Source organism: Comamonas kerstersii (assembly GCF_008801935.1).
In the GTDB taxonomy this organism is placed as follows: Bacteria; Pseudomonadota; Gammaproteobacteria; order Burkholderiales; family Burkholderiaceae_C; genus Comamonas; species Comamonas kerstersii.
The window spans coordinates 205,300-229,204 of record NZ_VZOT01000003.1; the positions used below are offsets into that span (position 1 = coordinate 205,300).

General features: G+C 56.7%; 16 protein-coding genes and 8 tRNA genes. 9 read left to right on the plus strand and 15 right to left on the minus strand.

What is annotated here, in order from left to right; translation table 11 throughout:
• Window positions 1–87 precede the first annotated feature (87 nt).
• Window positions 88–1,419, plus strand: coding sequence for an argininosuccinate synthase (argG, locus tag F7P80_RS06270; RefSeq protein ID WP_054066051.1), 1,332 nt, complete (start codon window positions 88–90; stop codon window positions 1,417–1,419).
• A gap of 182 nt (window positions 1,420–1,601) precedes the next feature.
• On the opposite strand, the gene acs is transcribed toward argG, so the two are convergent.
• Window positions 1,602–3,599, minus strand: a complete 1,998-nt coding sequence (gene acs / locus F7P80_RS06275) for an acetate--CoA ligase (RefSeq protein ID WP_058880235.1) — start codon at window positions 3,597–3,599, stop codon at window positions 1,602–1,604.
• Between the two features lie 233 nt (window positions 3,600–3,832).
• Here acs and F7P80_RS06280 point away from each other — a divergent pair, with 233 nt between their 5' ends.
• From F7P80_RS06280 to F7P80_RS06305, 6 genes are all read left to right on the plus strand, one after another.
• Window positions 3,833–4,453 (plus strand): TIGR00645 family protein, encoded by a 621-nt coding sequence (locus F7P80_RS06280; RefSeq protein WP_151043450.1) that lies wholly within the window; start codon window positions 3,833–3,835, stop codon window positions 4,451–4,453.
• Between the two features lie 546 nt (window positions 4,454–4,999).
• The gene (gene proV / locus F7P80_RS06285; protein ID WP_151043452.1) at window positions 5,000–6,334 is read left to right on the plus strand and encodes a glycine betaine/L-proline ABC transporter ATP-binding protein ProV; all 1,335 of its coding nucleotides are present in this window, start codon (window positions 5,000–5,002) and stop codon (window positions 6,332–6,334) included.
• A complete protein-coding gene (gene proW / locus F7P80_RS06290) occupies window positions 6,331–7,434 on the plus strand; it encodes a glycine betaine/L-proline ABC transporter permease ProW (RefSeq protein ID WP_114070906.1) in 1,104 nt (367 codons plus the stop codon). The genes proV and proW overlap by 4 nt, the downstream gene beginning before the upstream one ends.
• 121 nt (window positions 7,435–7,555) lie before the next feature.
• On the plus strand, window positions 7,556–8,569 hold the full coding sequence (gene proX, locus F7P80_RS06295) for a glycine betaine/L-proline ABC transporter substrate-binding protein ProX (RefSeq protein ID WP_420888908.1): 1,014 nt from the start codon (window positions 7,556–7,558) through the stop codon (window positions 8,567–8,569).
• A gap of 295 nt (window positions 8,570–8,864) precedes the next feature.
• Window positions 8,865–9,554, plus strand: coding sequence for a DUF3334 family protein (locus F7P80_RS06300; RefSeq protein ID WP_054066046.1), 690 nt, complete (start codon window positions 8,865–8,867; stop codon window positions 9,552–9,554).
• 178 nt (window positions 9,555–9,732) lie between these two features.
• Window positions 9,733–11,958: a sensor domain-containing protein gene (locus tag F7P80_RS06305; protein ID WP_151043456.1), complete on the plus strand. Its 2,226-nt coding sequence runs from the start codon at window positions 9,733–9,735 to the stop codon at window positions 11,956–11,958.
• Window positions 11,959–11,994: 36 nt separating this feature from the next.
• Here F7P80_RS06305 and F7P80_RS06310 read toward each other — a convergent pair whose 3' ends face one another.
• The 13 genes from F7P80_RS06310 to F7P80_RS06370 all read right to left on the minus strand — a co-directional run bounded on the left by F7P80_RS06310 (window position 11,995) and on the right by F7P80_RS06370 (window position 20,015).
• Window positions 11,995–12,612, minus strand: coding sequence for a DUF6806 family protein (locus F7P80_RS06310; RefSeq protein WP_054066044.1), 618 nt, complete (start codon window positions 12,610–12,612; stop codon window positions 11,995–11,997).
• A 221-nt stretch (window positions 12,613–12,833) separates the two neighbouring features.
• Window positions 12,834–12,923 (minus strand) — tRNA-Leu (locus F7P80_RS06315).
• A gap of 142 nt (window positions 12,924–13,065) precedes the next feature.
• Window positions 13,066–13,141 (minus strand) — tRNA-Gly (locus F7P80_RS06320).
• 63 nt (window positions 13,142–13,204) lie between these two features.
• Window positions 13,205–13,280: transfer RNA gene (locus F7P80_RS06325), tRNA-Gly, on the minus strand.
• 63 nt (window positions 13,281–13,343) lie between these two features.
• Window positions 13,344–13,419: transfer RNA gene (locus F7P80_RS06330), tRNA-Gly, on the minus strand.
• A 62-nt stretch (window positions 13,420–13,481) separates the two neighbouring features.
• Window positions 13,482–13,557, minus strand: a tRNA-Gly gene (locus F7P80_RS06335).
• A 4-nt stretch (window positions 13,558–13,561) separates the two neighbouring features.
• Window positions 13,562–13,635: transfer RNA gene (locus tag F7P80_RS06340), tRNA-Cys, on the minus strand.
• 28 nt (window positions 13,636–13,663) lie between these two features.
• A tRNA-Gly gene (locus F7P80_RS06345) sits at window positions 13,664–13,739 on the minus strand.
• 107 nt (window positions 13,740–13,846) lie between these two features.
• Window positions 13,847–16,282 carry an endopeptidase La gene (lon, locus tag F7P80_RS06350; RefSeq protein WP_151043458.1) on the minus strand — a complete coding sequence of 812 codons (2,436 nt, stop codon included), beginning with the start codon at window positions 16,280–16,282 and terminating at the stop codon, window positions 13,847–13,849.
• Window positions 16,283–16,405: 123 nt separating this feature from the next.
• Window positions 16,406–17,668, minus strand: coding sequence for an ATP-dependent Clp protease ATP-binding subunit ClpX (gene clpX, locus F7P80_RS06355; RefSeq protein ID WP_054067006.1), 1,263 nt, complete (start codon window positions 17,666–17,668; stop codon window positions 16,406–16,408).
• A 106-nt stretch (window positions 17,669–17,774) separates the two neighbouring features.
• Window positions 17,775–18,383: an ATP-dependent Clp endopeptidase proteolytic subunit ClpP gene (gene clpP / locus F7P80_RS06360; RefSeq protein WP_054067005.1), complete on the minus strand. Its 609-nt coding sequence runs from the start codon at window positions 18,381–18,383 to the stop codon at window positions 17,775–17,777.
• A gap of 148 nt (window positions 18,384–18,531) precedes the next feature.
• Window positions 18,532–19,842 (minus strand): trigger factor, encoded by a 1,311-nt coding sequence (gene tig, locus F7P80_RS06365; RefSeq protein WP_054067004.1) that lies wholly within the window; start codon window positions 19,840–19,842, stop codon window positions 18,532–18,534.
• 86 nt (window positions 19,843–19,928) lie between these two features.
• Window positions 19,929–20,015: transfer RNA gene (locus F7P80_RS06370), tRNA-Leu, on the minus strand.
• Window positions 20,016–20,236: 221 nt separating this feature from the next.
• On the opposite strand from F7P80_RS06370, the gene hpnC reads away from it, so the two are divergent.
• Window positions 20,237–21,100: a squalene synthase HpnC gene (gene hpnC, locus F7P80_RS06375; protein ID WP_249041398.1), complete on the plus strand. Its 864-nt coding sequence runs from the start codon at window positions 20,237–20,239 to the stop codon at window positions 21,098–21,100.
• Between the two features lie 67 nt (window positions 21,101–21,167).
• On the opposite strand, the gene F7P80_RS06380 is transcribed toward hpnC, so the two are convergent.
• Window positions 21,168–22,745, minus strand: coding sequence for a methyl-accepting chemotaxis protein (locus tag F7P80_RS06380; protein ID WP_249041399.1), 1,578 nt, complete (start codon window positions 22,743–22,745; stop codon window positions 21,168–21,170).
• Between the two features lie 311 nt (window positions 22,746–23,056).
• On the opposite strand from F7P80_RS06380, the gene hpnD reads away from it, so the two are divergent.
• A complete protein-coding gene (gene hpnD, locus F7P80_RS06385) occupies window positions 23,057–23,896 on the plus strand; it encodes a presqualene diphosphate synthase HpnD (RefSeq protein ID WP_151043462.1) in 840 nt (279 codons plus the stop codon).
• Window positions 23,897–23,905: the final 9 nt, after the last annotated feature.

Here is a 23,905-nt window from a genome sequence, read left to right on the forward strand (position 1 = left end):
CGGGCGTTCTGTTTGATTACAAGCCTTTTTAGCCTCTAGCGCTTATGTAGCAAGCGCTAGTAGCTATTAAATTTAAAGAGAATTCTTATGCAAACCATTCTGCAATCCGTACCTGTCGGCCAAAAAGTCGGCATCGCCTTCTCTGGCGGCCTGGACACCAGCGCAGCACTGCGCTGGATGAAGAACAAGGGCGCGCTGCCCTATGCCTACACCGCCAACCTGGGCCAGCCTGACGAAGAAGACTACGATGCCATTCCTCGCAAGGCCATGGAATACGGCGCAGAAAAGGCACGCCTGATCGACTGCCGCCCTCAGCTGGCCAACGAAGGTATCGCCGCCATCCAGGCGGGTGCTTTCCACATCTCTACCGGCGGCATCACTTACTTCAACACCACCCCTCTGGGCCGCGCTGTGACCGGCACCATGCTGGTGGCTGCCATGAAGGAAGACGACGTCAACATCTGGGGTGACGGCTCCACCTTCAAGGGCAACGACATCGAGCGTTTCTACCGCTATGGTCTGCTCACCAACCCCGCGCTGAAGATCTACAAGCCCTGGCTGGACAGCACCTTCATCAACGAACTGGGCGGCCGCAAGGAAATGTCCGAGTTCCTGATCAAGGAAGGCTTTGGCTACAAGATGTCCGTGGAAAAGGCTTACTCCACCGACTCCAACATGCTGGGCGCGACCCACGAAGCCAAGGATCTGGAGCACCTGAACTCCGGCATCCGTATCGTGAACCCCATCATGGGCGTGGCGTTCTGGAAGCCAGAAGTGGAAGTGAAGGCTGAAGAAGTCTCCGTCACCTTCGAAGAAGGCCGTCCCGTTGCCCTGAACGGCGTGGAGTTTGCCGACCCCGTGGCCCTGTTCCTGGAAGCCAACCGCATCGGTGGTCGCCACGGTCTGGGCATGAGCGACCAGATTGAAAACCGCATCATCGAAGCCAAGAGCCGCGGCATCTACGAAGCCCCCGGCATGGCCCTGCTGCACATTGCCTACGAGCGTCTGGTCACCGGTATTCACAACGAAGACACCATCGAGCAATACCGCATCAATGGCCTGAAGCTGGGCCGTCTGCTGTACCAGGGCCGCTGGTTTGACCCCCAGGCCATCATGCTGCGCGAAGCTTCGCAGCGCTGGGTGGCACGCGCCATCACCGGCACCGTGACCCTGGAACTGCGCCGTGGCAACGACTACTCCATCCTGAACACCGAGTCGCCCAACCTGACCTACGCACCTGAGCGTCTGTCCATGGAAAAGGTCGAAGACGCACCTTTCAGCCCAGAAGACCGCATCGGCCAGCTGACCATGCGCAACCTGGACCTGATCGACACCCGCGATAAGCTGGCCGTGTACTCCAAGGCTGGCCTGCTGAGCGTGAGCAGCGCCAACTCTCTGCCTCAGCTGGGTAACAAGTAAGAAGTAAGCAAACTTCCGAATCGCTGCCTGCAAAGACAGGCAGCGCCATCACAGCAAAGCCCACCAAACGGTGGGCTTTGTTTTTTGATGTGCTTGGATCAATGGGTCTTCGCCAATTGATCAAGCATCACGGGATTTTGACGGCGCAAGCGCCGCCAACCCAGCCATTCGCTGTGCTTGGATCAATTGGTCTTCGCCAATTGATCCAAGATGGCTGGGTTTTCCAGCGTGCTGGTGTCCTGGGTGATGGCTTCGCCCTTGGCAATCGAGCGCAGCAGGCGGCGCATGATCTTGCCGCTGCGGGTCTTGGGCAGGTTTTCACCAAAACGGATGTCCTTGGGCTTGGCAATCGGGCCAATTTCCTTGGCGACCCAGTTGCGCAGCTCGTTGGCAATCTGCTTGGCTTCTTCACCCGTTGGCAGCGGACGCTTGAGCACCACAAAGGCGCAAATTGCTTCACCGGTCAGATCATCAGGACGGCCCACCACGGCAGCCTCGGCCACCAAGTCGGTCTTGGCAACGAGGGCTGACTCGATTTCCATGGTGCCCATGCGGTGGCCAGAGACATTGAGCACGTCGTCAATACGACCCGTGATGCGGAAGTAGCCACGGTCTTCACTGCGTACGGCACCGTCGCCTGCCAGATAGGTCTTGCCGCCGAGTTCCTCGGGGAAATAGCTCTTCTTGAAGCGCTCGGGGTCGCCCCAGATGTTGCGAATCATGCTGGGCCATGGGCGCTTGACCACCAGCATGCCGCCTGCACCATTGGGCATGTCGTTACCCGTTTCATCGACGATGGCCGCCATGATGCCGGGCAGCGGCAACGTGCAGGAGCCGGGCACCAGCGGTGTAGCCCCGGGCAACGGGGTAATCATGTGACCACCGTTTTCGGTTTGCCAGAAGGTGTCCACGATGGGGCAGCGCTCACCGCCCACGTTCTTGTAGTACCACATCCAGGCTTCGGGGTTGATGGGCTCCCCCACACTGCCCAGAATGCGCAGACTCGACAGATTCCAGTTCCTGGGATGCACCTTCTCATCTGCTTCAGCTGCCTTGATCAATGAGCGAATGGCTGTGGGTGCCGTGTAGAAAATGGTGCAACCATGGCGCTCGATCATCTGCCAGAAACGCCCCGCATCGGGGTAAGTTGGCACGCCTTCGAAGACGATCTGGGTTACACCTGCAGCCAACGGGCCATAAGCCACATAGGTGTGACCGGTAATCCAGCCAATGTCTGCCGTGCACCAGAAGACATCGCTGGGCTGCACGTCAAAGGTCCACTCCACCGTTTGCTTAGCCCACAGCATGTAGCCACCCGTGGAGTGCTGCACACCCTTGGGCTTGCCTGTGGAACCGCTGGTATAGAGCACAAAGAGTGGATGCTCAGCTTCTACGGGCACAGCAGGGCACTCGGTGGACTGGCCTTGCAGCAGCTGCTCAAAAGTGAGGTCTCTGCCTTCTGTCTTGCTATAGGACGTCTGCGTACGTTCATAGACAAACACATGCTTGACACACTCGCAGCCGCCCATTTGCAGCGCCTCATCCACCACGGCCTTAAGCGCCAGCTCCTTGCCGCCACGCAGCTGGTAGTTGGCGGTAATCACGGCACAGGCACCTACGTCCACAATGCGTTCGTGCACGGCCTTGGCAGAAAAGCCGCCAAACACCACGGAGTGCGTAGCACCCAGACGCGCGCAGGCCTGCATGGCCACAATGCCCTCAATCGTCATGGGCATGTAGATCAGCACGCGATCGCCCTTTTGGATGCCCTGTGCCTTCAAGCCATTGGCGAACTGTGCAACGCGGTTCAGCAATTCACGGTAGGTGACCTTGGTGACCTGACCATCGTCTGACTCAAAAATGATGGCCGTCTTGTTTTCGACGGGCGTGCCGATATGGCGGTCCAGACAGTTGGCGCTGGCGTTAAGTTCTCCATCGGCAAACCAGCGGTAAAACGGCGCATGGCTCTCATCGAGCACCTGGGTAAAAGGCTTGCTCCACACAACATTGTCGCGCGCCAGGCGAGCCCAATAACCCTCGTAATCCTTCTCGGCTTCTGCGCACAGGGCTTGGTATGCGGCCATCCCCGAAATGCGCGCTGCCTGCTGTGTGGCAGGCGAAGGGGGAAACACGCGGTTTTCCACCAGTACGGATTCAATGGCTGAGCTGGGTGCATTCATGGCTTTGTCTCCTTGCTTTATTAGATGCTCTTGGTGAGCTGTATTTGATGGCAAATGTCTGCGCTGGTACTTACACCCCACTGACTCTATGCGTATGACAGTCTTATAAACCGCTCAGGAAGTCAGGACTTGCGCCTACAGCGTCTCTCCAAGACACCTACAATTTCGCCCCTGCGTTTCTTGCTTAGCCGGCACTGGTCGGCTTTTTTTGACTCTCTCTTTTGCCCCTTCGTATGGATTCCCACGAGCCTCCCACCAAGCCTGTTTCACCGGCTGCTTCTCCAATGCGCCCTCTTCCGAGCATTATTTTTGCCAGCCGCTGGCTGCAACTGCCTTTGTACCTGGGCCTGATCGCAGCACAAGGCGTTTTCGTCTGGCATTTCCTGATTGAACTGTGGCACCTGATTGAAGCTGCATTTGGCAATCAGGAAGCACTCCAGACGCTGATTGCCAACATTGGCTACAAGCCCGATGCCCACGTCACCAGCCTGAACGAAACCATCATCATGCTGGTCGTACTGGCATTGATTGATGTGGTCATGATCTCCAACCTGCTGATCATGGTCATTGTTGGTGGCTACGAAACCTTTGTGAGCCGCCTGGGCCTGGACAGCCACCCTGATCAGCCTGAATGGCTGGACCACGTCAATGCATCAGTGCTCAAGGTCAAGCTGGCGCTGTCCATCATCGGCATCAGCTCCATCCATCTGCTCAAGACGTTCATCAACGCTGGCAATTACGACGTCAAAGTGCTGATGTGGCAGACCATCATTCATGTGGTGTTCCTGTTCAGCGCACTCGCCATCGCTTATACCGACAAGCTGGTACACAGCAGCAGCCATAGCGCACACTGATAAGCAACTGTGAGCCTGCACAGCATGCCCTGCACGACCACCACGTGCAGGGCATTTTTTTGTGCTTTAAGCCACGACATGCTACCCAGCATAAGGAATGCAAGCACACACCAACCATTTGAAATGATTCCTGACAGCAATTAATTCTTGACACTCATATACTCAATAGTTAGAATAAACGCCTTATTAACAACCTGCCATGCAGGTAATCCGCGTGTTTAGGCATGTGGATTCACCCGATGCAAGTGCTGAACTTGTCAGTTGCTTGCATCACAGCGCCGGATTTCTGGCACTGATGCACGGACATGTTTGGATCATGTGACGCACGCCCTGTGCGCTGCCTCTGCCCTCTCTCGCGGCCCTTGCGCACCACCACGCTGCCATTCGGGCCCGGTCTATCCCCTTGACTGCAGTGCATGACATTCGTGATGCACTGGTGCATCGGCTAGCACGACTTCCGGCTTCGCGTGTAGGCCGTCCAAGCTACGCTTGTGACGCGGCTGCACTGTGTTTAACCCCCAAGAACAACTCAAGGGAGGACAACCAGTGGCCAAACAAATTCGCATCGAGAACGTCTTCAAGGTGTTTGGTGACCACCCCAAACAAGCCTTGGACTTGGTGCACCAAGGGCTTTCCAAGCAACAAATCCTCGAACGCACAGGGCAATCCATCGGTGTGTTCGACGCGAACTTCACCATCGAGGCTGGTGAAATCTTCGTGATCATGGGCCTGTCTGGCTCCGGCAAATCCACGCTGGTGCGCATGCTCAACCGCCTGATTGAACCCACCAGCGGACGCATCCTGGTGGAGGGTCAGGACATCAATGCCCTGCACGACAAACAGCTGCGTGACCTGCGCCGCAAAGACATTTCCATGGTGTTCCAGTCCTTTGCGCTCATGCCCCATATGAGCGTGCTGGATAACACCGCCTTCGGCCTGGAAATGGCCGGAGTAGACAAGGCCTCCCGCCAGCAGGCCGCACAGGCAGCACTGGAGCAAGTGGGTCTGGGCAGCTGGGGAGCAAGCTACCCCGATGAGCTGTCCGGCGGCATGCAGCAACGCGTAGGCCTGGCCCGCGCACTGGCGTCCGATCCATCCATCTTGCTGATGGATGAGGCATTTTCCGCACTGGACCCCATCATCCGCACCGAAATGCAGTCTGAGCTGCTGCGCCTGCAGGAAACCAAGCGCCGCACCATCGTCTTCATCTCGCACGATCTGGATGAAGCCATGCGTATTGGCGACCGCATTGCCATCATGAAGGATGGTCAGATCATCCAGGTTGGCACACCCGACGAGATTCTGCGCAGCCCTGCGAATGACTATGTGCGCAGCTTCATCAAGGGCGTAGATGCTGCAGCCGTCTTCAAGGCTTCGGATATTGCGCGCCCTGCGCTGAGCATTATTTCCGAGCACAGTGATCGTGGCTGCCGCGCAGCCCTGCGCCTGATTGAAGATTCCGACCGCGAATTTGCCTGTGTGCTGAGCACACGCGGCAGTCTGCTGGGCGTGGTGTCCTCACAATCGCTGCGCAATGCGCTGCGCGGCCATCAGGGCATGCTGGGACTCAAACACGCCTTTATCGACAACGTGGTCCCTGTCGACGCAAACACGCCTGTCGCCGATCTGTTTGGTCTCATGGTCTCTGCACCCTGCCCGCTGCCAGTGATTGGAACGCAGCGCCAGTTCCTCGGAGTGATCAGCCACACCACGCTGATGCGCTTCCTGGATCGCGATACACCGCCGGTGCAAGCCGCTCCAGCTTCACCACCACCTCTCAAGCTCAATCCTCTGTTCCCTACCGGTGAAGCTGACTCGCCCACGGTCATGCACGAAGCCACTGACAGCGACACCACACGCGTACAAGGAGAACAAGCATGAGTGACATGAATTCGCACAGCGACCCATGGAGCACCACGGCAGCGGATCCCTGGGCAGCAGCAGGCAGCACCGAGGCAACCAATGCCGCAGATCCATGGGCCAGCCCAGCTGCCACCCCCGAAGCAGCAGAAGCACCATCGGACTGGCTGCTCAACGGCAGCGCTCCTGCCGATGCACCAGCGACTCTGTGGGAACAGATCCGCGCCGACGGCCTGCCCATTGAAACCTGGATCAACCAGGGGCTGGGCTGGGTCGTCGATAACTTCCGCCCATTCTTTCAGCTGGTACGCACACCGATTGATGCCACCCTCAGCGGCGTGGAAGACATGATGCTGAGCCTGCCCTGGCCCGTACTCACTGCCGTGATCGCTCTGTTCGCCTGGCAGTTTGCAGGTCGTGGCCTGGCCATTGGCAGCGCCGTCGCGCTGGCTGCCGTGGCTGCACTGGGCATCTGGCCCGAAGCCATGGTCACCCTGTCGCTGGTGCTGACCTCACTGGTGTTCTGTATCGTCATTGGACTGCCGCTGGGCATTCTGATTGCGTCCAGTGACCGTGCACAGCGCTGGACCCGCCCGCTGCTGGACGCCATGCAGACCACCCCCGCCTTTGTCTATCTGGTGCCGGTGGTCATGCTGTTTGGCATTGGCAATGTGCCGGGCGTGATCGTCACCATCATTTTTGCCCTGCCACCACTGGTGCGCCTGACCAATCTGGGCATTCGCCAGGTGCGTCCTGACCTGATCGAAGCCAGCCGTGCCTATGGGGCTTCACCTTGGCAGATGCTATGGAAAGTGCAGCTGCCCCTGGCCATGCCCAACATCATGGCCGGTATCAATCAGGCCCTGATGCTGTCGCTGTCCATGGTGGTGATCGCCTCCATGATCGCCGTCGGTGGCTTGGGCCAGATGGTGCTGCGCGGTATTGGCCGCCTGGACATGGGACTGGCCACGGTGGGTGGCCTGGGCATCGTGTTGCTGGCCATTGTGCTGGACCGCATCACTCAGGCCATGGGTCAACCTCGCCGCGGCGGCCAGCACTGGTGGAACCAGGGCCCCCTGGGTTGGCTGCTGCAAGCTCGCCGCAACAGCAAAGCGTCTTAGAGCCACTCACACAACTGCCCCCAAGGCTTGTGTTATTGGCTCGTAATTGATAGCAGCTAGCGCTTGATACATAAGCGCTAGCAAGCAATTTCTTTCAGATTTTTACAAGGAGGATGACATGATGTCCATATTTCGTTCCCCACGCACCTTGGCCAGCATTGCCGCTGGCACCCTGGCCCTGGGCTGTCTGAGCACCCAGGCCAGCGAACTGCCCGGCAAAGGCGTCAAGGTCTATCCCCTCAAGAGTTCGATTGCCGAGGAAACTTTCCAGACCCAGCTGGTCATGAAAGCCCTGGAAAAGCTCGGCTATGACGTACAGCCTATCCGTGAAGTGGAATACCCCACAGCCCACCTGGCCCTGGGCAATGGTGATGCCACCTTCATCGCCACACACTGGAATCCACTGCACGCTGACTATTACAAAAACGCTGGCGGCGATGCCAAGCTCTACCGCAAAGGCGTGTACTCCGACAACGCTGCACAGGGCTACTTGATCGACAAGAAAACTGCCGATGCGTACAACATCACCAATATCGACCAACTGCGCGACCCCAAGCTTGCCAAGCTGTTTGACGCAGATGGTGATGGCAAGGCCGATCTGACCGGCTGCAACCCCGGCTGGGGCTGCGAAGCCATGATCGAGCACCACCTGGATGCCTACAAACTGCGCGATACGGTGACGCACCAGCAAGGCACTTACTCAGCACTGATTGCTGACACCATTGCTCGCTACAAGGCAGGCAAGCCCATCCTCTACTACACCTGGACCCCTTACTGGGTCAGCAATGAGCTGCAGCCCGGCAAGGATGTGGTGTGGCTGGAAGTACCTTTCTCCTCCGCTCCTGGCGAACAAAAAGGCACAGACACCAAGCTGCCCAATGGCAAGAACTATGGCTTTGTCGTGAACAAGCAGCACATCCTGGCCAACAAGGCGTGGGCAGAAGCCAACCCTGCCGCCGCCAAGCTGTTTGAAATCATGCAGCTGCCCGTGAGCGATATCAACGCCCAGAACCATGCCATGAGCAAGGGCCAGAACAAGCCTGCAGACATCGACCGCCATGTGGAAGGCTGGATCAAGGCCCATCAGAAAACCTTTGACAGCTGGCTGGAACAGGCACGCGCCGCGGCCAAGTAACCATCCTGCAACAGGCGGGCATCCCGCTTTGCACACGACATGCTTCGTCCATGGCGAGCATGCAGGCCCTGACAGGAAGTGCACGAATGGTCGCCATGCTGGCATCAGGCCTTCTGTCAGAAACCTGGGCACAAGTGTGAGCATCAACCAACCCAAGGAGGCCAACGGCCTCCTTTTCTTTTGATGCAGCGCACCCAGCTGCACAGCTAAAGATGGCTACGCCACCAACTCTGCACCACCGCATGCAGAAACACACATAATCAGCAACATTGTGTTTCCTGCATCATCTACAACCATGAGCGACAAAGCCCCAACCACAGCCCAAGGCACCGACGACCTGCTCGTCAGTCTCTGCAACTCTGTCACCCGCGTGCTGAATGTCGCCACCACCTGCCAGATCCAGTACTCCGGCATGGTGCAACGTATCCAAAAAACCTATCTCAAGCCAGACATCGGCTGCTTCGTGCTGTTTGACGGTGGATTTTCCGGGCTGGTCATCATCAATTTCTCGGCAGCCGCTGCCATGGAGCTATACCGTAGCTATATGCTCAATATGGGCATGTCTGAATCGGATCTAGCCACTTCTCATACCTCGGACGATGTCAGCAATGTGATGGGCGAGCTGATGAACCAGGTCGTGGGCGACTTCACCGGAAAAATTCGCCGGGAGCTGCAAACCCATATCACCCAGAACCAGCCAAAGATGCTGGTGCTGAGCAAGCAGGTACAGCTGAGCGTGGACGCCAATCTGGACAATCCACAAGCGCGCCGCGTGACCTTCTACACGGCCAGCAATAACATTTTTTATCTGGAGCTGGCTGTGGATAACACGGAGTTCATCAAGCTCCATGACTTTGACAGCTCAGAAGTAGACCCTGACGCCATCCTGGCACAGGTCAACACCCAGCCCCCCCCCACCCCGACTGCTGCCGGTACATCCTCCACGGATGAAACCGATGCACTGTTGAAGTCTCTGGGCATGTAAGCCCAGACATCACAAACAGCACACCCGTCATGTGTTCATGGGACTTTGAAAACAGTGGTTCATACGTGTTCCTGCACCTTCCTCAGAAACATGCCGCTCCCGCTATAAGCCCGCTCGAGCTTGCCCGGTTTTTGCATGTCAGCGAAAGCCTGCCCTCTCATCTGCACCGTTTCTGCACATGTCCCTGAATACTGGCGAGATTGAAGCTCCAGCGTTTGATCTTGAACGCTTATTGCGTGAACAAAAAGCCCTGCTGGACAGTGCCTGTGTCGGCATTGCATTCGTCAAAAATCGCACCATCGTCCGCTGCAATCCGCACTTCGCCAAAATTTTTGGATTTATCAGCCATGATGAAGTAGTTGGCGTTCGCAGTGCACAGCTGCATCCATCGCTTGACGATTTCAAAGCGCTGATTCGCATGTCCTGTGTCGGCATGCGCCAGGGTAAGACCTTCAAAACTGAGCGACGCCTGCGCCGCCGCAACGGCGACCTTTTCTGGAGCAGCCTGAGCGGCCATCTGATCAACCCATCTGCACCGCATGAAGGCGCTGTATGGATCGTGGATGACATTGATGAGCAACGGCAGCGCAAAGCCATGCTCTCCAAGGCGCTGCGTGAAAAGCAACTACTTTTCGAAACTGCTGCCGTTGGCATTGCCTACATCAAGCAGGGGACGCTGACCCGCTGCAATCAGCACCTGTGCAAGATGCTGGGCTATGAGCCGGAGACACTGCTGGCACTGAGCAATATGTCTCCGTCCTTTGCGCTGTGCCACTCGCCGCTGGATGTACTCACCCAGATCAGCAACAGCCACACAGGTTCATTTGAGGGCGAGATCAGCTTGCGTCATCATCAAGGGCACGACATTGCCTGCGAGGTACGCAGCCGTTGGGTGGATCCACAGGACCGCTCACAGGGCGAAGTCTGGATCTTGCTGGACATCACCGAACGCAAGCGCATTCAGGCCATGCTGACCGAAGCACAGGCCGAACTGGAACGCCAGGTGCAGGAGCGCACCAACCAGCTCAGCGAAACCATTCAGACGCTGCATCAGGAAGTGGAAGACCGCAAGCGCATTCAGGAACGCATTCACTGGATGGCGCACTACGACACCCTCACAGGCCTGCCCAACCGCGCTTTTCTGGCTGAACGCAGCAAGCAGGCCATCGAGGACGCACGCAGCAACAACCGCCCGCTGGCCGTCATTTTTCTGGATCTGGACCGCTTCAAGCACGTCAATGATTCGCTGGGCCACAAGGTAGGCGATGCGCTGCTGCAGGAAATTGCCAAACGCCTGCGCGCCGTAGTGCGTGACCGAGACACTGTCGCACGGGTGGGCGGTGACGAGTTCGTGCTGCTGCTGCCCGGCGCCAACGCACAGGGCGCCGCACGCGTGGCGGGCAAGCTGCAGGAAGCCTCACTCAAGCCCTATCAGATTGGTCACCATGAGCTGAGCATGGCGCCATCCATGGGCATTGCACTGTACCCACAGGACGGTGACGACATTGATGCATTGACGCAATCGGCCGATGTCGCCATGTACCACGCCAAGCTGGAAGGGCGTAACACCTATCGCTTCTTCACCCCGCAGATGCATGCCAAGTCTGTCAGGGCGCTGCAGCTGGAAAATGCCATGCGCCGCGCTCTGGAGCGCGATGAGTTCACGCTGCACTACCAGCCTCAGATCTGCCTGCACACAGGCGAGATTCGCAGCGTAGAAGCACTGCTGCGCTGGAACCAGGCTGAACTCGGCAATGTCTCTCCTGCGGAATTCATTCCTGTAGCTGAAGACAGTGGGCAAATCCTGCAAATCGGCGAGTGGGTACTGCGCAATGCCATACGCCAGCTCCAAGCATGGCACAGGCAAGGCTTCAGACAGCTCAAAGTGGCTGTGAACCTGTCTGCCATCCAGTTCCACCAGCCTCAGCTGCCCGAGCTGATCAATCGCATCTTGCTGGAATACAGCATTCCACCGCATGCACTGGAGCTGGAACTGACAGAAGGGGTAGCCATTCTGGACCCCAAGGCTGCGACCTCTACCATGGATGCCCTGCGCGGCAGCGGCGTCTGGCTGTCCATTGACGACTTTGGTACAGGCTACTCGTCACTGAGCCAGCTCAAACGTTTTCAGATCTACAAGCTCAAGATCGACCAGTCTTTCATCCGCGATATCGATCACGACCACAACGACCGTGCCATCGTCAGTGCCATCATCCGAATGGCACAAGCACTGGGCATCCAGACCACGGCAGAAGGCGTGGAAACCCAGGCACAGCTCGCATTTCTTCGCGAACAAGGCTGTGATGAGGCGCAAGGCTACTGGTTCAGCAAACCAGTGCCGGCCGAGCAGATCAGCCAGCTACTGAAAACCTATCGCCCCTGGCAGGCAGCAGAAATGGCATAAAAAACCCGGCTCGTGGCCGGGCCTGTTTTCATCTCATCAGTGCATATGCCGTGGTCTATGACCACCACGGGAACCGCCACCGCTGCTGGGTGGGAGCTTACCCAGCTCCAACGAGCTCAGCAGACTGTCAAAACGCTGCATGAAGAGTTTGTCGATTTCTGCGACCACGCCCAGCAGCTCCGAGGCATCGAAGTGGCGCTCCATCATGTGAATCACATCCTGGACCAGCATATCGCGCTGGACTTTCATGATGGCCGCAGGATTGGGGCCAACAAACAGCATCATGAAGTCATCACGCGCATCCTGAGAGCGGTCGCCATCCTCTTCATCGAACTCGGCGTCATAGAAGGTGACCTCAATCGCAGCACCTTCCTGTGCCAGCTCGTTCAGCCCCATGCACATATCGTCCAGCGACTGACGAAAATCGCTATCACCGGAGACGGTCCAGCACATCTGAACCAGACCTTCCTTGGCATTGAACTGAATACCTGGTTCTTCTTCGTAAGCACTGACCGAACCATCTGCCAGCGAACGCGCGCCAGCATACGACCACAGTGGCTTGAGTGCTTCTTGCAATTGTTCAAACGTGACGTCCGGGCGTAACAGCACCTGGCCGTGCACATGAATTTCAAAAGGGGCGTTATAGCTAGACATTGTTCTACTCACATCAGGTGTCTTTGACGGCCCAAAGCATTCAGACACTAAAGAGGAAGCCAAGCGAGTTTTGCGAGCAAAACCCTCCTCTGGCTGGAGCCACATTGTCGCATGCTGCATACAACAATGCTGCCAATGTGGCAGCCGTCAAAAGCAGCCTTCCAAAGATCGCAGGATCCAAGCTTGGAAATAAAAAAAGCTTCCTGATGGAAGCTTTGCAGTGGTGCCCCGAGCCGGAATCGAACCGGCACGCCTGTTTTATAGGCGGCAGATTTTAAGTCTGATGTGTCTACCAATTCCACCATCGGGGCTGCAACACAGAGCAAACTCCGTACTGCGCAAACCATTAGCTTAACCGATCTTCGAACATTTTCTGCCGATTTCACGGTTTTTCACGCACTGGGCATTGTGCCTCAGACATGAAAAAGGGAAGCACTTGCTTCCCTTTGAACATGGAGCGGGAAATCGGGTTCGAACCGACGACCTATACCTTGGCAAGGTATCGCTCTACCAACTGAGCTATTCCCGCATGTGTCTCTGATATCTCAGAAACAAAAGAAGCTTATCGACTGACAAGCTCCCTGAAAGAACCTGGAGCGGGAAATCGGGTTCGAACCGACGACCTATACCTTGGCAAGGTATCGCTCTACCAACTGAGCTATTCCCGCATGCGTCTCTGATATCTCAGAAACAAAAGAAGCTTATCGACTGACAAGCTCCCCGAAAGAACCTGGAGCGGGAAATCGGGTTCGAACCGACGACCTATACCTTGGCAAGGTATCGCTCTACCAACTGAGCTATTCCCGCATGTGCCTCTGATATCTCAGAAACAAAAGAGCTTATCGACTGACAAGCTCCCCGAAAGAACCTGGAGCGGGAAATCGGGTTCGAACCGACGACCTATACCTTGGCAAGGTATCGCTCTACCAACTGAGCTATTCCCGCATTTTGGAGGCGCGATCCGGAGTCGAACCGGACTAGACGGATTTGCAATCCGTTGCATAACCGCTTTGCTATCGCGCCATTCCAAGGACCGAAGCCCTAAAACCTTTGGAGCGGGAAATCGGGTTCGAACCGACGACCTATACCTTGGCAAGGTATCGCTCTACCAACTGAGCTATTCCCGCTTATCTAGCGAAGCCTTAAATTCTACAACAGAACTTGTGCATCGCTGCGATGGAATGAATTGTAGCGCAATTTTTTGCTGTTCCAGAAAAAAGCGCTACGTTTTTTATCAATGCTTCACTGCACGCGTTTTTTTGGCCGCTGGCTTAGCTGTTGCAGCCTTGGCCACCACAGCAGGAGCAACCGCTTCCTCTTCCAGAGGAACAGGCATACGTTCCAGTGCGATCTTCAAGACTTCATCAATCCAGCGCACAGGAATGATTTCCATGCCAGTCTTGACGTTGTCTGGAATCTCTTGCAGGTCCTTCACGTTCTCCTGAGGAATCAACACGGTCTTGATGCCGCCTCGCAGCGCAGCCAGCAGCTTCTCTTTCAGGCCACCGATGGCTGTGACTTCACCACGCAGGGTAATTTCACCAGTCATGGCCACATCTGCGCGTACAGGGATACCCGTCAGCGCCGACACAAAGGCAGTAGCCATGGCAGCACCTGCACTTGGCCCATCCTTTGGTGTTGCCCCATCAGGAACGTGGACGTGGATGTCACGTTTTTCAAACATGGCATCCTCAATCCCCAGGGAGCGTGAACGGCTGCGCACCACAGTACGTGCAGCCTCCACGGATTCTTTCATCACATCACCCAAGGAGCCAGTGCGCAGGATATTGCCCTTACCGGGCATCGTCGTAGCCTCAATGGTCAGCAGATCACCGCCCACTTCCGTCCAGGCCAGACCTACAACCTGACCCACCTGGTTTTCCTGCTCTGCACGACCGTACATGTACTTGCGCACGCCCAGATATTCATCCAGGTTGGATGCATCCACCACGACCTTGGGTTTGAGCTTCTTCAGCAGCAAACCCTTGACCACCTTTCGGCAGATCTTGGACAGTTCACGCTCCAGCGAACGCACACCGGCTTCACGCGTGTAGTAACGCACGATGTCCAAAATGGCATCGTCCTTGACTTCCAGTTCTGCTTCCTTGAGGCCGTTGTTGCCAATCTGCTTGGGCAGCAGGTAGCGCTTGGCGATATTGAGCTTTTCATCTTCGGTATAGCCCGACAGACGAATCACTTCCATACGGTCCAACAAGGCCGGAGGAATGTTCATGGAGTTCGATGTCGCCACAAACATCACATCACTCAGGTCGAAGTCAACCTCGACGTAGTGATCGCCAAATTTGTTGTTCTGCTCGGGATCCAGAACCTCCAGCAGAGCACTCGAGGGATCACCCCGGAAGTCCATACCCAGCTTGTCGATCTCATCGAGCAAGAACAGTGGATTGCGTGTACCCACTTTTTCCAGGCTTTGCAGTACCTTGCCAGGCATAGCACCAATGTAGGTACGGCGATGACCTCGGATCTCCGCTTCGTCACGCATGCCACCCAGTGCCATGCGCACGTATTTACGGCCAGTTGCCTTGGCAATAGACTGCCCCAGCGAAGTCTTGCCCACGCCTGGAGGGCCTACCAGACACAAGATAGGCGCCTTCACCTTGTCCACACGTTGTTGCACTGCAAGGTATTCTAGGATGCGGTCCTTGACCTTTTCCAGGCCAAAGTGATCGGCATTGAGCACTTCCTCTGCAGCTTCCAGATCGTGTTTGATCTTGGTTTTCTTGCTCCAAGGCAGACCCGTCAGCACATCAATGTAGTTGCGCACCACCGTCGCTTCTGCCGACATGGGTGACATCAGCTTGAGCTTTTTCAGCTCTGCTTCTGCCTTCTTGCGAGCTTCAGCAGGCATCTTGGCAGACTTGATCTTCTTTTCGATCTCTTCGATGTCTGCACCATCTTCGCCTTCGCCCAGCTCTTTCTGAATGGCCTTGACCTGCTCATTCAGATAGAAGTCACGCTGGCTCTTTTCCATCTGGCGTTTGACACGACCACGGATGCGCTTGTCCACATTCAGAATGTCAACTTCGCGCTCCAGCTGTTCGAACAGATTCTCAAGACGTTCCTTGATATCTGCCAGATTCAGCACAGCCTGCTTCTGATCGAGCTTGAGCGGCAGATGCGCTGCAATCGTATCGACCAGACGCCCTGCATCTTCAATGCCTGCAATTGAGGTCAGGATCTCGGATGGGATCTTCTTGTTGAGCTTGACGTACTGCTCAAACTGCTGAGACACCGCGCGGCGCAGCGCCTCAACCTCACTTTCCTGCTTGTTTGAGTCAGCACCAGCCTTGACTTCCAGCGGCTCACACTGCGCCATGAAGTGCGACTCTAGGTCCTGCACTTTCAGCAGCTTGGCGCGCTGCTGCCCTTCGACCAGCACTTTCACCGTGCCGTCGGGCAACTTCAGCATCTGCAAGATGGTAGAGATGCTGCCAATTTCAAACAGATCATCAGCACTGGGCTCATCTTTGGATGCGGCCTTTTGCGCGACCAGCATGATGCGACGATCGGCCTCCATGGCCAGCTCCAGCGCCTTGATGCTTTTCACCCGCCCCACAAACAGAGGGATGACCATGTGCGGAAACACCACCACATCGCGCAAAGGCAGCAGCGGCAATTCCACAGTGCTCAAATCAGTTGGTTCTGACATAGAACTATCCTTCCAATCACTGCGCATACGCACAGCAATGCATATTCTTTAGGTAGCAAAACTATCCGGGCTTGCGGTAGCCGATGCGGGCTTTGTCATCACAAAGCCTCACATTCAGACAGTTCATGCTTTCTTTGCAGCTTCCCGGTAAACCAGCAGCGGCGCCTTACCTTCCACAATGGTGGCCTCTTCAACCACCACTTTTTCGACGTTTTCCAGATTGGGCAGCTCAAACATCGTGCCAAGCAAGGCCTGCTCCAGAATGGAACGCAAACCACGTGCACCTGTCTTGCGGGCAATCGCCTTGCGAGCAACCGCAGTCAGTGCAGAAGGTCGCACTTCCAGCTCCACGCCTTCCATGCCCAGCAATTTGCTGAACTGCTTGACCAGCGCGTTCTTAGGCTCTGTCAGGATGCGCACAAGCGCTTCTTCGTTGAGCTCTGTCAGTGCTGTAATCACAGGCAGACGGCCAATCAGTTCAGGGATGATGCCGAACTTGATCAAGTCTTCAGGCTCAATATCCTGGAACAGCTCGGTCAGCGAGCGATTGGCCTTGCTGCGCACTGCAGCGCCAAAACCAATACCAGAGGCTTCTGTACGGTTCTCGATGACCTTTTCCAGTCCCTGGAACGCACCACCGCAGATGAACAGAATGTTGGTGGTGTCCACCTGCAGGAAATCCTGATTGGGGTGCTTGCGGCCGCCCTGAGGGGGTACGCTCGCCATGGTGCCTTCAATCAGCTTGAGCAGCGCCTGTTGCACGCCCTCACCCGAGACATCACGTGTGATGCTGGGGTTGTCGGACTTGCGGGAAATCTTGTCGATTTCGTCGATATAGACAATACCGCGCTGTGCGCGCTCGATGTCGTAGTCGCAGCTTTGCAGAAGCTTCTGAACGATGTTCTCGACGTCCTCGCCCACATAGCCGGCTTCAGTCAGCGTGGTGGCATCAGCCATCACAAAAGGCACATTCAGCTGTCGTGCCAGCGTCTGGGCCAGCAGTGTCTTGCCGGAGCCAGTGGGGCCGATCAGCAAGATATTGCTCTTGGTCAGCTCCACCTCATCCTTGCCAGCCTTGTCTTTGTGATTCAGGCGCTTGTAGTGGTTGTACACCGCCACAGCCAAAGTGCGCTTGGCCTGCTCCTGGTCAATCACATAGTTATCAAGATTGGCTTTAATTTCCGCAGGCGTAGGCAAGTCTCCGCGTGCCTCGCGTGCGCTAGTGTCCGCCACTTCATCGCGAATGATTTCATTACACAAATCAATGCACTCATCACAGATGAAGACGGACGGACCAGCGATCAACTTTTTCACCTCATGCTGACTCTTGCCACAGAAGGTGCAGTAAAGATTTTTTTCGCTGGTAGTGCCTTTTTTCTCGGCCATGTGGACTACGCCTTGTTACGTCAATAGAGTAGAGGATGATAGCAATGTAAAAACGGCGCTACCCGAAGGGGGAAAGCGCCGTTTGCAGCCAATCAGCGCTGAATCATCAAGCGCGCTTTTCAATCACGCTGTCGATCAGACCGTAATCTTTGGCTTCATGCGCAGACAGAAAATAGTCGCGCTCGGTGTCATGCTGGATCTTCTCCAGCGGCTGCCCCGTACGCTCAGCCAGGATCTTGTTCAGACGCTCACGTGTCTTCAGAATTTCGCGCGCATGAATTTCAATCTCTGTGGCCTGACCACGTGCACCACCCAAAGGCTGGTGAATCATGACCTGCGAATTGGGCAGCGCAAAACGCTTACCCTTGGCGCCAGCAGCCAGCAGGAATGCACCCATGCTTGCGGCCATGCCTGTGCACAGTGTCGACACATCAGGCTTGATGAAGTTCATGGTGTCAAAAACTGCCATGCCAGCCGTGACGCTGCCGCCGGGCGAGTTGATGTAGAAAGAAATGTCCTTGTCAGGATTTTCACTTTCCAGGAACAGCAACTGCGCCACCACCAGATTCGCTGACTGGTCGTTGACCTCGCCCACCAAAAAGACCACGCGCTCCTTGAGCAAGCGGGAATAGATGTCATAGGCACGTTCACCGCGGCCAGACTGCTCAACCACCATGGGGACCATACCCAGGCCCTGCATATCCAATGCGCTCATGTTTTCTCCAAACGTGGAAACAGAGTAAATACTGTAACCAAGAAATGAAATGGGGCTTGTGCCCAAAAGCACAAGCCCCGGATCAAGAACTTTTTAGCGTTGCCTTTGTCTGCAGGCAGAACAGCAACGCCTTGTTCAAGTCAGCTGATTAGGCCTGACCCATCAGTTCTTCGAACGACACTGCCTTGTCGTTCACCTTGGCCTTGCCCAGAACGAATTCGGTCACGTTGTTCTCGATCACAACAGCTTCTACTTCAGCCAGACGCTGGCGATCACCGAAGTACCAGCGAACCACATCTTCAGGCTTCTCGTAAGAAGCAGCCAGTTCGTCCACATGCGCCTTCAGCTGCTCGGGAGTAGCTTCCAGGTTGTTGGCCTTGACCAGCTCAGCCACCACCAGACCCAGGCGCACGCGACGCTCGGCTTGAGGCAGGAAGATGTCTTCAGGGATTTCAGCCTTGTCAGCATCCTTGATGCCACGCTGCTTCAGATCTTCACGGGCAGCCTGCATCAGACGGGCTACTTCAGACTGCACGGCAGCCTTGGGCAGATCCAGCTCAGCCACGGACAGCAGTGCATCCATCACAGCTTGCTTGTTGCGAGCTTGCAGGCGGAACTTCACTTCGCGTTCCAGATTCTTCTTGATGTCAGCGCGCAGAGCTTCTACGGAGCCATCAGCAATACCCAGAGACTTCACGAAAGCTTCGTTCACTTCGGGCAGGTTAGCAGCTTCCAGCTTCTTCACGGTCACCAGGAAGTCAGCAGTCTTGCCTGCTACATCCTTGCCATGGTAATCCTCGGGGAAGGCCAGAGGGAAAGTCTTGGACTCACCCACCTTCATGCCGCGCACTGCGTCTTCAAATTCCTTGAGCATCTGGCCTTCGCCAACCAGGAACTGGAAGTCTTCAGCCTTGCCGCCGGCAAAAGCTTCGCCGTCGATCTTGCCTTCGAAGTCCACGGTCACGCGGTCACCGTCCACTGCGGCTTCGTCAGCGGCACGCACAGCAAATGTGCGACGCTGCTTGCGCAGGATGTCCAGCGTACGCTCGATGGCTGCGTCGTCTACGTCAGCTGTCAGCTTTTCAACTTCAACGCCTGTCAGATCGCCGATCTTGACTTCGGGGAATACTTCGAAGATGGCTTCAAATTCAGCCTGGCCTTCAGCAGCGCCTTCCTTTTCGGAAATGCGGGGCTGACCAGCAACGCGCAGACCGGCTTCTTGCACAGCCTTGGCGAATTCTTCACCGACCTTGTCGTTCAGCACTTCGTACTGCACGGAGTAGCCATAACGCTGGGCCACAACATTCATGGGCACTTTGCCGGGACGGAAGCCGTCCATCTTCACAGTACGTGCAACCTTCTTCAAGCGAGCTTCAACTTCGCTTTGAATTGCAGCAAGTGGCAAGCTCAGCGTAATCTTGCGCTCAAGCTTTTCGAGGGTTTCAACTGTAACGGCCATGGTGATTCCTAATTCTGGGGAAATAGTGGACTGTGCTGACTGCAGTTCACAGCCTGCACCTTATTCCGCATAGTCTCACTGGAATGTGGTGCGCGGGGCGGGACTCGAACCCGCACGGTGTCGCCACCGTCAGGACCTAAACCTGGTGCGTCTACCAATTTCGCCACCCGCGCGGTCTTGATAACTGCAGACTTTTGACCAGCCTGCGTCATAGGTCAATCCATGATTCTAACGCCGAAAATAACCCTCAACGATTTCCCACTCCATTTTTTCTTATGCAGGCGCAATTGCGCGACATCACTGAAAAGCGGGGAAACGTTGCGCACAGAACAGCCCTCGAGGCGCTGTTCAAAGCTTTGAATGGACCACAGCCAAATCGCACGACAATGGCACGGTGAAAGCATCTTCCCCACCATCCGCGCAGGCCGCGCATATCACCCACTACGAGAATTTTCCCGTTGCCTCGTGGCTGTGCCCGGCCGCCCTGCGACCACCCATTGCCGCCATTTACGCCTTTGCGCGCACGGCTGACGACATGGCTGATGAAGGCGATGCCTGTCCCGCACAGCGCCTGGAGCAACTACAGGACTACCGACTGGAACTGCATGCCATTGCCAAGGGCCAGCCCCCCCAGCCACGCTGGGCCACCATCTTCACCCCCTTGCAGTACCAGCTGCAGCAGTGGCAGCTGCCCGTACACCTGCTCGACGATCTGCTCAGCGCCTTCGTGCAGGACGTTGCCAAGACCCGCGACCAGACGAGCTATGCCGACCGCGCAGAACTGCTCGACTACTGCAGACGCTCCGCCAACCCAGTGGGCCGCCTGCTGCTGCATCTGTACGGCGTACATGATGACCAAGCACTGGCGCAAAGCGACGCCATCTGCTCGGCACTGCAACTGATCAACTTCTGGCAGGATCTGAGCGAAGACATTCCTCGCGGTCGCCACTACCTCACCGATGCAGACTGCGCACGGTTCAATGTCAGCCGCACCCAGCTCAACGCGCTGCAGCTCACACTAGACATCCAAAGACTCATCGCCAGCAATACGGCATGGGCACGCACACTCATGCAGCAAGGCGCGCCACTGGTCCACCGCCTGCCCGGGCGCATTGGCTGGGAGCTACGCCTGGTCGTGCAAGGCGGCCTGCGCATTCTGGACAAAGTGCAGGCCCAGCAAGGCCACAACCTGCACACGCGCCTGACTTTGCACAAAACGGATGTTGCACGCATGCTCTGGCGTGCACTGTGGATGTAGAGCACCTGCAAAACAAAATGCCAGCACAAGGCTGGCATTGGTAGCAACAGGCCGTCGTCTGCTTCGATCAGGGCTGCGTCAGGGCTGGCACAGCCTGCCCACCACTCACAGCAGATCCTGCAATGCTGGCAGGCTGTCGGTAAGTGCTGACATAGGACGACCGGGCGGCATTCCCTTGCTCCAGAATGAACTGTGCAGACATCTGCGCCATCTGGTTGGCCTGCTCCTGCAGCGAGGTAGATGCCGCCGAAGTCTCCTCCACCAAGGCAGCGTTCTGCTGCGTCACATCATCCAGGTTGGCGACCACATCGTTGATCTGCGCCAATCCCTTGGACTGCTCACGACTGGCTTCTGCAATCTCCTGCACGATAGCAGCCAGACGTGCAATGCTTTGCACGATGTCCTGCATGGTCTCGCCCGTGCGATGCACCTGCTCACCACCGGCACGCACGCGATTGACGGAATCCTGAATCAGCGTCTTGATTTCCTTGGCTGCTTCTGCCGAGCGACCAGCCAACGCACGCACCTCGCTGGCCACCACAGCAAAGCCGCGCCCCTGCTCGCCAGCACGCGCCGCTTCGACAGCAGCATTGAGCGCCAGGATATTGGTCTGGAAGGCAATGGAGTCGATCACGCCAATGATGGCTTCAATCTTCTTGGCCGAGTGGTTGATGTCTTCCATGGTCGTGACCACTTGCGACACCATGTCACCACCACGCTCTGCCACCTGCGTGGCGTCACGCGCCAGTTCGCTGGCACGGATGGCACTTTCCGCATTGTTCTGCACCGTGCTGGACAGCTCTTCCGTCGCTGCCGCCGTCTGCTGCAGCGACGCAGCCTGCTGCTCCGTACGCGTAGACAGATCGGACGTGCCCGCTGCCACCTGCGTGGACGCACCCGCAATTGCATCTGCGGCGCCACGCACCTTGAAGATGATGTCATGCAAGTGAGAACGCATTTCCTCCATCTGCACCAGCAGCTCAGAGATTTCATCCTTGCCACTGACTGCCACGCGCTGGGAAATATCACCCGCAGCAATGGCCTTGGCCGTGCCATGTGCCTGTTTGAAGCCCTGCTTCATGCGGTTCAGCAAGGAAGTGGACAGCAGCGTGGCTGGCACTCCGCCGAGCAACACACACAGCACAAACACCCAGATACTGACCTGGTAGCGCTCGTCCGCAGCCCGATAGGCCTCATCGGCCTGCGTCACCTGCAAGCCCTTGAAAGCACCTACGAGCGCCACCAGCATGTCGCCCTCCTCACGACCCAGTGCCAGAAAGCGTGCCATCAGATCATTGCTGTAGTCGCCCCCTTCTGCGGCTTGCACCATGGCAGAGAGCTTGCTGTTCCAGGCAGCCTGCACGCGCATGGCTTCCGCAAACATGTCCTTGTCCACGCCGGGCTCGATGCGCTGGTTCAGTTCCTGCTGCCAAGCCATGCCTTGCTGCAGACTGTGCTTGACGGCCTCCAGATGCACAGCGACGGGGTGATCGTGCACTTCAGCCAGCGCACTATCTGGCGCATGCTGAAATGCCAGCAACATCTGCATGCGTGCCTGGGCCACACTTTCGTTGATGGAGTCGGCGAGCAAAATGCGCTGCAAGGATTGGTCATGCAGGTAGCGCAAACTGTCTCTGGCGTTCATCAGCCCGTGCCAGCTGATAGCGATTACCACGACCATCGAAAGGAAATAAGCGAAGAAGACCAGCATGTAACGCTGTGTCAAACGCAGTGAATTAAAGCTGGGCATCTCAATCAATATGTGTCAGGTTGCAACGCACGGGTCTTAGATAGTTGCATAAAAAAACGAAAAGCATGACACAGCACCCTCCCCCATCTCCAGGCAGCACACAGCAAGCAGCGCAACCCTTGACGAAAATCAAGTTCTCACCGAAAACAACCGCTTTGTCACAACTGCCCGCGCTGTGACTACAGGCATGGGACAATTACCGCCATATGACCCCGGAAACCTACGTCCAAGAAAAAGCTGCTGCCTCTGGCAGCAGTTTTTATTACGCCTTTCTATTTCTCCCGACCCAGCGCCGTGCAGCCATCACGGCGTTCTATGCGTTCTGTCGCGAAGTAGATGATGTCGTGGACGAAGTCCAGGACCCTGGCGTGGCCGCCCAGAAGCTGGCCTGGTGGCGCCAGGAAGTGGCACAGACCTTTGCAGGCAAGCCCAGCCACCCCGTGATGCAGGCACTGCAGCCACATATTGCACCGTTTCAGATCGAGCAGCAGCAGCTGCAGGCCATCATCGACGGCTGCCAGATGGACCTGGAGCAGACCCGCTATCTGGACTACGCTGGCCTGCAGCGCTACTGCCACCTGGTGGCAGGCGTGGTGGGCGAAGTGGCTGCCCGTATTTTTGGCCAGACCGACCCTGCCACCACCGCCTATGCACACAAGCTGGGCCAGGCCTTTCAGCTGACCAACATCATCCGTGATGTGGGCGAGGACGCCATGCGTGGCCGCATTTACCTGCCGATCAACGATTTGCAGCAGTTCAACGTCAAGGCCTACGAAATCACCAAGCGCGAATACTCAGACCGATTTACGGCCCTGATGCGCTTTGAGGCCGAGCGCGCGCACCAGCTCTATGACGAAGCCCTGGCCCTGCTGCCAGCCGCTGACCGCCGCTCCCAGAAACCTGGCTTGATGATGGCCAGCATCTACCGCACGCTGCTGCGCGAGATTGAGGCCGAAAACTTCCAGGTACTGCACCAGCGCATTGCGCTGACGCCGCTGCGCAAGCTGTGGCTGGCCTGGAAGATGCAGGCACTGGGCCGCATGTAATTGCCCGCA